Origin of the sequence: Anaerocolumna sedimenticola, assembly GCF_009931695.1 — a bacterium.
GTDB lineage: Bacteria > Bacillota > Clostridia > Lachnospirales > Lachnospiraceae > Anaerocolumna > Anaerocolumna sedimenticola.
Genome location: NZ_CP048000.1, coordinates 135,487 through 147,933, shown reverse-complemented (window position 1 = coordinate 147,933; position 12,447 = coordinate 135,487). Strand labels below are relative to the sequence as shown.

Annotated in this window: 12 protein-coding genes; 10 read left to right on the top strand and 2 right to left on the bottom strand. The window is 36.3% G+C overall.

The features are described 5' to 3' along the window. The first annotated feature begins 13 nt into the window (after window positions 1-13). The 3 genes from Ana3638_RS00590 (at window position 14) to Ana3638_RS00580 (ending at window position 2,876) form a co-directional block, all read left to right on the top strand. Window positions 14-1,243, top strand: a complete 1,230-nt coding sequence (locus Ana3638_RS00590; protein ID WP_161836102.1) for an MFS transporter — start codon at window positions 14-16, stop codon at window positions 1,241-1,243. A 277-nt stretch (window positions 1,244-1,520) separates the two neighbouring features. After that, window positions 1,521-2,312 (top strand): lytic transglycosylase domain-containing protein, encoded by a 792-nt coding sequence (locus Ana3638_RS00585; RefSeq protein ID WP_246240649.1) that lies wholly within the window; start codon window positions 1,521-1,523, stop codon window positions 2,310-2,312. Between the two features lie 72 nt (window positions 2,313-2,384). After that, window positions 2,385-2,876, top strand: a complete 492-nt coding sequence (locus Ana3638_RS00580; protein WP_161836100.1) for an HD domain-containing protein — start codon at window positions 2,385-2,387, stop codon at window positions 2,874-2,876. A 307-nt stretch (window positions 2,877-3,183) separates the two neighbouring features. Here the strand turns inward: Ana3638_RS00580 and crcB (Ana3638_RS00575) are convergent, their stop codons facing one another. Next, window positions 3,184-3,531 carry a fluoride efflux transporter CrcB gene (crcB, locus tag Ana3638_RS00575; RefSeq protein ID WP_161836099.1) on the bottom strand — a complete coding sequence of 116 codons (348 nt, stop codon included), beginning with the start codon at window positions 3,529-3,531 and terminating at the stop codon, window positions 3,184-3,186. 1 nt (window position 3,532) lies between these two features. After that, entirely contained in the window at window positions 3,533-3,967 is a 435-nt protein-coding gene (gene crcB / locus Ana3638_RS00570) for a fluoride efflux transporter CrcB (RefSeq protein ID WP_161836097.1), read from the bottom strand. A gap of 642 nt (window positions 3,968-4,609) precedes the next feature. Here crcB (Ana3638_RS00570) and Ana3638_RS00565 point away from each other — a divergent pair. The 7 genes from Ana3638_RS00565 (at window position 4,610) to Ana3638_RS00535 (ending at window position 12,432) form a co-directional block, all read left to right on the top strand. Beyond that, entirely contained in the window at window positions 4,610-4,960 is a 351-nt protein-coding gene (locus Ana3638_RS00565; protein ID WP_161836095.1) for a hypothetical protein, read from the top strand. A 296-nt stretch (window positions 4,961-5,256) separates the two neighbouring features. Further along, the gene (locus tag Ana3638_RS00560; RefSeq protein ID WP_161836093.1) at window positions 5,257-6,639 is read left to right on the top strand and encodes a PTS mannitol transporter subunit IICB; all 1,383 of its coding nucleotides are present in this window, start codon (window positions 5,257-5,259) and stop codon (window positions 6,637-6,639) included. Window positions 6,640-6,822: 183 nt separating this feature from the next. Then, entirely contained in the window at window positions 6,823-8,919 is a 2,097-nt protein-coding gene (locus Ana3638_RS00555) for a BglG family transcription antiterminator (protein ID WP_161836091.1), read from the top strand. Window positions 8,920-9,191: 272 nt separating this feature from the next. Then, window positions 9,192-9,617 (top strand): PTS sugar transporter subunit IIA, encoded by a 426-nt coding sequence (locus Ana3638_RS00550; protein ID WP_161836089.1) that lies wholly within the window; start codon window positions 9,192-9,194, stop codon window positions 9,615-9,617. A 4-nt stretch (window positions 9,618-9,621) separates the two neighbouring features. Further along, window positions 9,622-10,551 (top strand): 1-phosphofructokinase, encoded by a 930-nt coding sequence (pfkB, locus tag Ana3638_RS00545; RefSeq protein WP_161836087.1) that lies wholly within the window; start codon window positions 9,622-9,624, stop codon window positions 10,549-10,551. 176 nt (window positions 10,552-10,727) lie between these two features. Then, complete coding sequence (locus tag Ana3638_RS00540; protein ID WP_161836085.1) at window positions 10,728-11,987, top strand: zinc-binding dehydrogenase; 1,260 nt, start codon at window positions 10,728-10,730, stop codon at window positions 11,985-11,987. A 181-nt stretch (window positions 11,988-12,168) separates the two neighbouring features. Further along, on the top strand, window positions 12,169-12,432 hold the full coding sequence (locus tag Ana3638_RS00535; protein ID WP_161836083.1) for an HPr family phosphocarrier protein: 264 nt from the start codon (window positions 12,169-12,171) through the stop codon (window positions 12,430-12,432). Window positions 12,433-12,447 lie beyond the last annotated feature (15 nt).

Sequence of the window (12,447 nt, the reverse complement as noted above, 5' to 3'; positions counted from 1 at the left end):
CAGGAGAAAACTTGTGAATCAAACTTGGAAAAGAAATATAATCATCTTTTTAACCAGTCAGACTTTATCCCTCTTTGGATCCTCCCTGGTCCAATATGCAATAACCTGGTATATTACCTTAGAAACGAAATCCGGTGTGATGATGACCATATCCATTATCTGCGGTTTTCTGCCTACCTTTTTCCTTTCACCTTTTGCAGGTGTATGGGCAGACCGCTTTAACCGTAAAATTTTAATTATGTTATCTGATTCTCTTATAGCTGTCTCTACTTTGATATTAGCGATCTTATTTTTAATGGGATATAACTCCGTTTGGATGTTATTTATCGTATCTGCTATCCGTGCAGTCGGGGCAGGTATACAGTCACCGGCGATTAACGCATTTCTTCCTCAACTGGTACCGGAGGACAAGCTTACTAAAATAAATGCGACAAATGGCACTATCCAGTCCCTGATTATGCTGGTATCTCCTATGCTAAGCGGAGCGTTGCTGACTTACACCAGAATTGAAGCGGTATTTTTTATCGATGTTATTACCGCTGCTATCGGAGTAAGTATATTACTGTTCTTTTTACATGTAGGTGCACACAATAAGGCTATGACGGAACAGGCAGTCAGTTACAAAGAGGATATGTTTAAAGGGATCAATTACGTGAAAAATCATCCTTTTGTAAAAGAATACTTTATATTCTGTGCATTTTTCTTCTTTCTGGCCACACCTGTTGCTTTTCTTACCCCATTACAGGTTACCCGAAGCTTTGGTGAAGAGGTTTGGCGGCTCACTGCTATCGAAATTATTTTTTCCGTAGGTATGATGGCCGGTGGTATCATTATGACAATTTGGAATGGTTTTAGAAATAAAATCCATACCATGACGTTATCCAGTGTTGTTATGGGTGTTTGTACGTTTACTTTTGGTTTTATTACTGAATTCTGGCTCTATTTATTGTTAATGGGTGTATTCGGATTTGTTATGCCATTTTTTAATACTTCGTCTACGGTAATGCTTCAGGAAAAAGTAGAAGAGGACTTCTTAGGAAGAGTATTTGGAGTGTTTGGAATGATTTCCAGTGCAATGCTGCCACTTGGTATGTTACTTTTTGGACCATTATCCGATATAATAAAAATAGAATGGATTTTAATTGGTACCGGTCTCCTGTTATTTACCGAAGGGCTGATTATGTCCGGCAGTAAAGTTTTATTGGAAGCCGGCAAACCCAAGCAGGGAATACAGGCGGAATAATTTAACTTTACAGGTAGTGCATCGGATTTAAGAATATCTGTTTGAATTTTATCTAAAGAAATTAAAACTGTTAAATAGGAAAAAAGCCCATATTTTTAAATTATTCTTGCTTTCAAGGTAAAGTTTCAGTTATAATACAATTAGACCAAATCTTACAAAAGATAACATTATTTTTAAGCTAATATATCAGTAGTATGATAGAGTTATAACAGATATTAAAGCTGCTTTATTAACAAAAACATTTTTCGGAATGTTGGTGTTTGCTAAGGAGAAAAAAATGTCAGAAGTAAGTAGAATTACAAATGTAGAGAATAAAAATGTATATGGAGTAAATTCTGATAAAAGATCCACATCCGGTAAAGGCAGTTTCTCTTCCTTTTTAGGGGAAACGAAAAGTCTGGATTCCATTTTTACAGAAGCATCGGAAAAATATAATGTACCGGTGAATTTATTAAAAGCAATTGGTAAGGCTGAATCTGGTTTTGATGCTAGAGCAGTTTCAAGATGCGGAGCCCAGGGCATTATGCAGCTTATGCCGGCTACGGCAGCTTCTCTTGGCGTTACGGATTCTTTTGATGCGGAACAGAATATAATGGGCGGAGCAAAGTATATCTCACAGCTGCTGGATAAATATGACGGCAATGCCAGTTTAGCTTTGGCAGCTTATAATGCCGGAAGTAATAATGTAGCGAAATACGGCGGTATACCTCCTTTTGAAGAAACCCAGAATTACGTTAAAAAAGTACTTAAGTTTGCAAATCAGGGTGTAGATACAAATAATGCGGTTGTTACCACCAATTCGTTGGCCCCTGGGAATTCTGTCACATTTTCATCCATAGATATTGCTCAAATTAAAAACAATATTATAAACCGTGATGAAACTGAAGAAAGTACCTCTGCGGCGGATGAATTAGAGTCTGTTTTTAATTACGATGATTATATGAAATTTATTGATACTTTCTTTAATGATGATGAGGAAAAGAAATCAAAGGAAGATAATAAAAATTATACGGCAAACACGATTAATTTTAATGTACCGGTTATGAATTTATTAAAATTAAAAATTTAATTTATTTATCAATATATCTCTGTCCAGGAAGTTTGGATTCCTGTTAAATAAATTATTAAACGGAGTTTTATTATGAAAAATACAGGTTCTGTTATTAATGCAATGATACGGTATTATTCAGGAGACATAAAGAGAATTAACCATTTTATTAAAGTTTATGGTTATAGTAAAGCTATCGGGGAGATGGAAAACCTTGATGATAAAACAAGAGAAATCCTGGAAGTTACGGCAGTGGTACATGATATCGGCATTAAGGTAAGTGAAGAAAAATATCATAGCAGTGCAGGCCATTACCAACAGCTAGAAGGTCCTGCCGTTGCCGCAGATATGTTAGAAAATCTGGGTTATGAACAGGAATTTATAGAGCGGGTATGTTATCTGATTGCTCACCACCACACCTATACGAACATTGATGGGTTGGATTATCAGATTTTGGTGGAGGCTGATTTTTTAGTTAATTTAGATGAAGATAAGACACCTGGGGATGGTATACGTAATGTAAAACAAAATATTTTTCGAACAAAAACAGGTATATCGTTTTTAAATCATTTATTTGGCGTTTAGCACAGATATATATTTTAACTTTTTATTTAAAATTACCTATAAGGGGCTTTGCATATTCCATAAAAATGTTACTTGCCTAAGATACCTCATATTCTAAAGTAAGTCAGTAAATTAAAATGCAATAGCCCTCTTTTTTCATTAATTCTATTAATTTCTATGATTCGAGCCCAAAGTCCATACAAATAATTTAGAACCGTCGATTTACTACGAACTTCATCCAAGCGTGAGTCTGTTACAAATGAACTATATTTATCATAATGCTATCATAATTTAAATTGTACAAATTGACGGATCCATATATAAAACATTAGATCAGGTAATAAGCCAGAGTATATCCTAGGATTCCTAAGACCAGGGAACTTAGAATATAAATCAATGCATTCAGTTTTTTATTATCCTGAAACAGTTGAAAGCCTTCATACATAAAGGTTGAAAAAGTTGTATAAGCACCTAAAAATCCATCACCAAATAACAGATAGACATTTTTTCCGGTGTCCAGGCTGCTTACAATGCCTAAAAGTATTGCACCGGTTATATTTATCAGAAAAGTACCGATGGGGAAAGAGATACCGGATTTTCTGGAAATCATTTTCCCTGCCTGATACCTTGTCAGACTGCCCAAGGCACCACCTATACCGACAAATATCAAATCCATATTACTCCTCCTTTGCATCTACGGTGTTTTTTATATTTTTTTTATTTTTATTAACGATATTGGCAGCAGCGCTTTCCAAAACTACTCCGAGATAAGCAGCAGTAATACCTAATATGGCTGAAAGAGTTAAATAAGAGAATGCGGATAAATAAGCCCCATTAGACAGTAAGGATACCGTTTCTTTGCATAGGGTTGAAAAGGTGGTGAAAGCTCCAATAAAACCGGTAGTAATTCCTAACTTTAAGTCAGCTTCTAATTTAAAAACTTCATTTGCACCAGTTAAAACCAAAGCCAGAATGAAGCTTCCGATAATATTAATAATTAAGGTATTTAAAGGAATATTTCCGTTATAACAGGGAGTTGGTATACTCCTGATCACATACCTTAAAACAGCACCAAAGGCACCACCTAAACTAATAAAAATGTATTTTCGCATTTTAAGGTCTCCTTCTTAAGTAATTTACGCCAAAATATACGCAATTTGCATATTTGTGTTAAAGTGCAGGTATGCACAGTACGTAAGAACCGTATGAATGAACGGTCATCCGGTTTTCAATTATATCACCAACCCAGAAAAAAAACTACATTTCATAATTATATTTTTAGCATTTTAGATTGTGAAACATTCTTTAATTAATGTAACCATTATATCTGTTTCTGGGACAATCTGTAATTTAGTGGGGATATCAGGAATTACTGACGATTAAATAGTAAATTCAAATAATAATATTATTATAATAACTATATAGATACTGATTACCCATACTTAAGATTTTAATGCAAGAGGTGAGACTTAGAGAACCCTTAAGGAATTAGAGGAGAATAACATACTGGATCAGCTGGATATAGACTAATTATATGATTTGAGCGTCAAAAACCAATTTTTTATATGGTTCCGTCAATTTGCACATTTTACATTCTGATTCCGTGATGATGAATTATAGATGTGCAAATCTACGAGTGTAAAGTATTTGTATGGCTTTTGACATTCAAATCATTAATATGAATACTGTATATAATCCATATTTTATGATAAAACTAATTGGAATAAAAACTCTGTCATAAGGAGGATGAGAAGATGAATGATGGTTCGGAATTCAGATTAACTACCTGTGTAATCCATTTCTTTGTATATTTGGTGGCAGTAGTAGTGCCCTGGTTATTTGTTTTTGAAATGCTGCCGTTTAACTATGCGGCAATGACCATACCCGTAGAAGTCGGTATCTATATCCTTTGGAGTATTGTACTGATTTTATCTGCTATACTAACTAAAAAAGACATAAAAAAATATACCTTTGATTCAACAGGGGAAACGGTAAGCAAAAGGATGTGGAAAGTTATCTTTGTAATCTTTCGGATACTCATGCTGTTCACTTTGGCTTATTTACTTCTCTCCTTACTTTTAATTGGTATTAGTTATATGGTTTAAAAGAAATAAAGCCTGGTTCAATTTTTTGACAAGGCTTTTTTCTAATGAAAATGGAGCTGAAACTGATGCGATTAGCATAAGACCGTAACGATCGCTTGCTTTTTTATGTAAATTGCCTAAATAAATTTGGTATTTAGTCATGTCATTATTAAATAGCGACAAATTGACGTTTGTTAAAGTTGAAATAAGGTAGTGTCTACCGTTATAATAAAACTATCTTAAGAAGATGATTGGCCAATCATTTCTTCAGAAAATAATAATAACTGTTCATTAATTTTCAGAAGAGAGGGTAAGAGATGAAAGAAAAAGTTCAAGTGTTTGGAAGATTTTTAAGCGGTATGGTTATGCCGAATATTGGGGCATTTATAGCATGGGGGTTTATAACCGCATTATTTATCCCAACAGGATGGTTACCAAATGAAAACCTTGCGGTTTTGGTAGGTCCTATGTCATCAACCTTACTAACCTTATTAATTGCTTTCACCGGAGGTAGTGCTGTTGCTGGTCATCGAGGCGGAGTTATTGGTGCAATAGCAACGATGGGTGTTATAGTTGGTTCGGATGTTCCTATGTTTCTCGGGGCAATGATTATGGGTCCCCTTAGTGCCTGGATCCTTAAAAAATTTGATAAATTGATAGAAGGAAAAGTAAAAGCAGGTTTTGAAATGCTTGTAAATAACTTTTCCCTTGGTATCATAGGTGCGATACTTGCATTACTTGCATTAAAAGGTATTGCTCCGGTTGTTACACAATTAAATGCCGTTATGCAGGCAGGTGTTGGTTTCTTTGTTGACCATGGATTACTTCCTTTAGCAAGTATATTTATTGAGCCAGCAAAAGTATTATTCTTAAATAACGCAGTTAATCATGGTATCTTATCACCAATGGGTATGGAACAGTCTAAAGAATTAGGTAAATCTATCTTCTTTTTATTAGAAGCCAATCCGGGTCCGGGACTTGGAATCCTGCTTGCCTACTGTATTGCAGGTAAAGGTTCTGCAAGGAGTTCCGCCCCAGGTGCAATTATTATTCACTTTTTAGGTGGTATCCATGAAATTTATTTCCCTTATGTTTTAATGAATCCGACTTTAATAATTGCAGCTATTGCAGGTGGAGCAAGCGGTATCTTTACACTTAGCATATTAGGCGGTGGTTTAGTTTCAGCAGCTTCTCCGGGAAGTATTATAGCAGTACTTGCCATGACACCAAAGACAGGATATCTGCCGGTTATCTTAGGGGTATTGGTTGCAACTGCGGTTTCCTGCGTTGTTGCAGTTCCGTTGTTAAAAATGTTTGGAAAAGATGAAGATATTGATACAGCAAAAGATAAAGTAAAAGAAATGAAAATGGCCTCCAAAGGTATTGTAGCGGAGCCCAAACAATTAGATACTGTTAACATTAAAAGCATCGTATTCGCCTGTGATGCAGGTATGGGATCAAGCGCCATGGGTGCAACAGTGCTTCGTAAAAAGCTGGCAGCAGCCGGACTCGGACACATTAATGTAGTTCATGCATCCGTGTCAAGTATACCGCAGGATGCTGAGATCGTAGTAACCCATGCGGAATTGGGAGAACGTGCAGCCCACAGTAATCCAAATGCGAAATTGGTTTTAATTAAAAACTTTCTTTCGGCACCGGAATATGACATTTTAGTAGAAGAGTTAAAGCAGACAAAATAAAGAATTAGTCGTGCGAAAGGGGTTATTGCTATAGGCAATACCCCTATTTGCACTACTTTCAGAGCTTCAGTTGCCCTATGGGCAAAATCAGCTTTGAAATTGTATTAATTGCATGGTATATAGATACAATATGTGAGTTTCGCAATTACCTAATATAATATTAGAAAAAGGAGGGATAAGGTTATGAATTTTTCACCGCGGCTTCGTCAGATATTGCTTCTTTTATTACAGGAAGATCAGGTTGTATCAGTTAAGAAACTGGCTGATGAAATAAAAGTCAGCAAAAGGACAGTACAAAGAGAGCTGGAGTATATCGGCAGTTCCTTAAAAAAATACCATGTATCTCTGCAGACGAAGACGGGTACCGGTATCTGGCTGGAAGGAGAAGAATCGGATAAAAAGAATTTACTCAATTTATTAAAGGAAGAGGACGTACTTGATTCCGGAGATAAAGAAGAGAGAAGAAAAAGATTAATATTAGAAATATTAAAGGACAGATCTCCCAAAAAGTTATATTACTACGGAAATATATTCGGAGTCAGTGAAGCGACCATAAGTAATGATATGGAAGCAATTGAAACATGGTTTCATCAGTTTGATTTAAAAATAATCAGAAAGCAAGGATATGGAGTTGCCTTAGAAGGCAGTGAAAAAAATTACCGTTTGGCGGTCAGAAAATTTATTGATGAAAATATGGATAGTAAGGTTATGAAAAACCTCTCTGACGGTAATGAACGGTCCATATTGGACTTAATCCGTGATAAAGAAGGAAAAAACATTTATAATCTTATTAATAATGATGTATTAAAGCAGGTTATTACCTGTTTTAACAGTATCCGGGATAAGAGATTATTAAGATTAACGGAGAATTCCTATATTGGATTAATTCTTCATGTTACCATAGCGGTTAACCGGATACTGCAAAAGGAAATCATAGAACCTAATAAGGAACTGGAAGAAAAATTAAGTAAGGACGAAGATTACGATCTGGCGCTGCATATAGCCAATTCATTAGAAGAGGAGTTTCAAATTGAAATTCCTGATATTGAAATTGCTTATATGCTGCTGCATATTAAAGGATCTAAATTGCAATATATTGATGATGGATTAGAGATAGAAAACCTGAATGAACGGGAAGAAATCTTAAATTTTATTAATGATATGATCGATGTTTATGATGAGAACATGGCATATGAACTTAAGCAGGACGAGGAATTTATTTTCGGGTTGCTTGCGCATTTACAGCCGACTTTTATACGGCTTAAAAACCATATGACCATATCAAATCCGCTTTTACAGGAGATAAAAGATACTTATCCGGACATTTTTAAAAAATGCCTGAAAGTGGGAAGTTTAATTACCAATAGATATGGATATAAAGTACCGGAGGAAGAAATCGGATTTTTAGCCATGCATTTTGGTGCTGCCGGAGTGCGCCTTGAAAATCAGAAAGAAAGTAAGCGAAAGGTGGATATAGGAATTGTATGTGCCAGCGGAATCGGTATTTCCAGGCTGATGCATACAAAATTGAAGCGCCATTTAAAAGATAGAGCTGAAATTGTAACTTATGGCAAGGAAGACTTAACGGCGCCGGTGATAAATAAATTGGATTTCTTAATATCCAGTATTCGATTGGATGAGATCAATGCTGATATTGTAAGAGTCAGTCCTTTGCTAATTGATTCTGACTTAGAGCAGATTGAAGCAAAAGTAAGATTGTATGCAAAAACTCCGAAAACAGTAACAGCTGATAGAGATTTTTCGAAACAGCTGGAACTGGTTAATTTCACAGCTACTCAGATCAAATCTATACTGAAGGATTTTTCGCTTTTTAAAGTAAGCAGTTTTATTACTTTTGAAGAGTTACTGGTTGCAGTTACGGAAAAATTATCTCCGTACAATGATAAAAGGCTTCTCATTCAGGAGGATATAAGAAGGAGAGAAAAAATTGCATCCCAGATTATCCCGGAATATGACTTTGCACTGCTCCATACACGTACCAAAGGTGTAGTAAAACCCAGTTTTTCTGTCTGTGTGACCAAAGAATTAACGAAATTTGAGGATCCGTTTTTTCAAAATATCCACGCTGTCATTATCATGCTGATCCCGGATGATGAACATACCGGTGAAAATAGCAGCATTATGGGTTATTTAAGCAGCAAATTAATTGAGGATAGCGAATTCTTAAAATTTATTTTTCTGGGTGATAAAGAGAAAATTCTTAATTACATTACTAAAGAACTAAAGAATTACTTTAATCAGTATTTGGATCAGGTCTGAAAAACAGAAATACCAGAATGTGGAGGAAAAAAGTTTAGAAATGGCGCTAACTGATAGTGTCAAACTCATTTTTGTATAAATTGAAATTTGAAGGTAAGTAAGATTATAATAGAAGTATGAAAAAGAAACTGCAAAGCAGTTTTGAAATAGGATTATAAAGCCAGAGGAGTTTTATTATCATATTTCTCCGGAGTTACATGCGCCATTAACGGCAGCCATGGGCAGCCGTATAGCAGCCAGTTGACAGGTTTAATAGAAAGGACATAGATAAAATGGAATTATTACAAAAAACAAATATAGTACTAGGTTGTAAAGCAAAACCCAAAGAAGATGTGATACGTGAAGTCGGCCGCTTATTATATGAAAGCGGTTATGTAGATGAAAATTATATAGATGCCATGTTAAAAAGAGAGTTATCGTTCTCTACCAATATCGGGAATGGAATCGCATTGCCTCATGGTGTGGAGGAAGCAAAAAAGGATATTAAAAAATCCGGCATTGCTGTTATGATATTTCCGGAAGGTACCATGTGGAAAGATGAAATGGTATATGTAGTAATCGGTATTGCAGGGGTTGGGGATGAACATCTGGAAGTGTTAGCTAACATAGCGGATATATTATCCGCTCCCGAAGCAGTAGATAACTTAAGAACAAGCAGTGTAGATGAAATCTACAATTTATTTACCGGTAAGGAGTGATTTCATGATTATAACGGTGACAATGAATCCGGCGATTGATAAGACTGTTGAGTTAGAACAATTGGAACGGGGCAGCTTAAACCGATTGAAAAATGTTATTATGGATGTGGGTGGAAAGGGTATCAATGTATCCAAAACCATTAAAGAGCTTGGCGGTGACTCCATAGCAACCGGTTTTATAGGCGGAAGCGGAGGAAGCCTTATCGAAAAAGCCTTAAGAGAACAGGGAATTAAATTTGATTTTGTTGAAATTAAAAATGAAATCAGAACGAATATGAAAGTATTAGAATCAAATGGTTTTGTTACGGAGTTGAATGAACCGGGTCCTGTGGTCAGTGAAGAGGAATTGGAGCAATTAACACAGAAGCTAATCAGTTATGCGAACGAGAATACCCTGTTCATTATGGCAGGAAGCATACCTAATGGAGTCAGTAAGACAGTATACCATGACCTGATTCAAAAGGTGAAAGCAAAAGGTGCAAAGGTATTTTTAGATGCTGACGGAGAGCTATTCATACATTCGTTAGAAGCAAGCCCTGATTATATAAAACCAAACAGAGCTGAGTTGGAAGAGTATTTTCATATGGATTACCGTGCTGATGAAAAAGAACTTGTTAAGATGGGAAAGCAGTTGATTGAGAAAGGTATCCGAATGGCTGCCATTTCCCTTGGACAGATGGGCGCATTATTTTTAACAGCTGATAAGGTAATAAAATGCCCGGGATTAAAAGTGGAAGCCCATTCCACCGTCGGAGCAGGGGATGCCATGGTTGCGGCACTTGCTTACGGATTAGATCAGGGACTTGACTTAGCAGAATGTTCCAAATTAGGATTGGCTACTTCGGCGGGGGCAGTAACAACCAAAGGCACTAAACCACCGAAAAGAGAACTAGTGGATGAGTTAATGAAAAAGGTTGAAGTAATAGAGTTATGATTTTAGGCTTGTTAAAACAGTAAGATTAAAGTCAAAGTTAAAACTCAATTAGTAAATATGAAATAACAGTCGGACGAGAGTAAAAAATGTAAAATTCTCACCCTTTAATTTTTATACCCAAAATCAGAAAGGGAAAGAATTTTATTCCACAGCCTACGGCAGAATGAGAGGAAAATATGAAATCAAAAGCAGTCAGAATGTATGGAATGGATGATTTAAGATTAGAAGAATTTGAACTACCGGAAATTAAAGAGGATGAAATATTAGTAAAAGTAATCAGTGACAGTATCTGTATGTCTACCTATAAATTAGTAAAACAGGGAAAGAAGCATAAGAGAGCTCCGCAAAACATTGACACGAACCCTATTATCATCGGACATGAATTCGGTGGTGATATTGTAAAGGTGGGTGCAAAATGGCAGAACCAGTTTAAACCGGGTCAGAAATTCGCCCTTCAGCCGGCGCTTAATTATAAAGGAAGTTTGGCTTCCCCGGGATATTCTTACGAATTTTTCGGCGGTGCATGTACCTATTGCATAATACCCCAGGAGGTTATGGAGCTTGGCTGTCTGTTAAATTATGACGGGGAAAGTTATTTTGAAGCGTCCTTAGGTGAACCGATGAGCTGTATTATTGGTGGCTATCATGCCAATTACCACACCAATAAACAAAATTATAATCATGCTATGGGAACCAAAGCAGGCGGAAATATCTTAATTATGGGCGGCTGCGGTCCGATGGGGCTTGGTGCGGTAAGTTATGGCTTATATATAGACAATAAACCAAAACGTATCGTGGTAACAGATATCAGTGATGACAGAATTAAAAGAGCCAGGGAAGTCATCTCTGAGGAAACAGCAGCAGAAAAAGGAATTGAATTAATATATGCCAATACGGCAGCTATGGAAAATCCCATAGAGGAATTAATGGAACTAACTGAGGACCATGGGTATGATGATGTATTTGTCTACGTACCCATAAAAGAGGTTGCGGAAATGGGAGATGCCCTGTTGGCATTTGACGGTTGTATGAATTTCTTTGCAGGACCGACAGATAACCAGTTTAAGGCTGAAATTAATTTATATAATACTCATTATACCAGTACCCATTTACTGGGTACCACCGGAGGAAATACGGACGATCTGGTGGAAGCGATTGATTTGGCATCAAAAGGATTGATTGAACCGGCGGTTATGGTTACCCACGTAGGTGGTATAGACAGCATAGCAGAAGCAACGATGAACCTTCCTAAAATTCCGGGAGGCAAAAAATTAACTTATACTCAGTTTAATATGCCTCTAACTGCTTTGGATGATTTTGAAGAGTTAGGAAAAACGGATCCTCTATATAAGAAGTTATCCGATTCCTGCAAAGCCCATAAGGGATTATGGAATATTGAGGCTGAAAAGATTTTATTTGAACATTTTGGAGTGTAGTTTAAGGTAATTGCAAAACTATTTATTTATTCAATATATTATACAAATATACGAATTCCATAGCTTCAGTTGCCCTCTGGGCAAGATTCAGCTCTGAAATTGTATTCATTGTATGGTATATAGATACAATAGTAGATTTTCACAATTATCTGGAATATAGTTTTATAGCGAGGAGAACAGTATGGTAAGTCAGAAAATTACGGTGACAAATAAATCAGGGATTCACGCCAGGCCCGCAGGTGAGCTGGTACAGGTAGCTTCTAAGTGTTCATCCGATGTTGTGATTCAGGTGGGGGAAAAAAGAGTTAATCCCAAAAGCATATTGATGTTAATGGCCGCTGCAATCCGCTGCGGTACGGAGATTACGGTAGAATGTAACGGTGAAACGGAGGAAGAGGATTTAAAGAAAATTCTGGACGCTATACACAGCGGACTGGGAGAGTAAGGAAATAAATGTTTT

What these genes read in the sequence shown, in the direction of transcription:
- Ana3638_RS00535 (WP_161836083.1), top strand. Translation starts at nt 12,169, where the DNA reads ATGGTAAGTCAGAAAATTACGGTGACAAATAAATCAGGGATTCACGCC.
- Ana3638_RS00580 (WP_161836100.1), top strand. Translation starts at nt 2,385, where the DNA reads ATGAAAAATACAGGTTCTGTTATTAATGCAATGATACGGTATTATTCA.
- pfkB (WP_161836087.1), top strand. Translation starts at nt 9,622, where the DNA reads ATGATTATAACGGTGACAATGAATCCGGCGATTGATAAGACTGTTGAG.
- Ana3638_RS00565 (WP_161836095.1), top strand. Translation starts at nt 4,610, where the DNA reads ATGAATGATGGTTCGGAATTCAGATTAACTACCTGTGTAATCCATTTC.
- crcB (WP_161836099.1), bottom strand. Translation starts at nt 3,531, where the DNA reads ATGGATTTGATATTTGTCGGTATAGGTGGTGCCTTGGGCAGTCTGACA.
- crcB (WP_161836097.1), bottom strand. Translation starts at nt 3,967, where the DNA reads ATGCGAAAATACATTTTTATTAGTTTAGGTGGTGCCTTTGGTGCTGTT.
- Ana3638_RS00540 (WP_161836085.1), top strand. Translation starts at nt 10,728, where the DNA reads ATGAAATCAAAAGCAGTCAGAATGTATGGAATGGATGATTTAAGATTA.
- Ana3638_RS00555 (WP_161836091.1), top strand. Translation starts at nt 6,823, where the DNA reads ATGAATTTTTCACCGCGGCTTCGTCAGATATTGCTTCTTTTATTACAG.
- Ana3638_RS00585 (WP_246240649.1), top strand. Translation starts at nt 1,521, where the DNA reads ATGTCAGAAGTAAGTAGAATTACAAATGTAGAGAATAAAAATGTATAT.
- Ana3638_RS00550 (WP_161836089.1), top strand. Translation starts at nt 9,192, where the DNA reads ATGGAATTATTACAAAAAACAAATATAGTACTAGGTTGTAAAGCAAAA.
- Ana3638_RS00560 (WP_161836093.1), top strand. Translation starts at nt 5,257, where the DNA reads ATGAAAGAAAAAGTTCAAGTGTTTGGAAGATTTTTAAGCGGTATGGTT.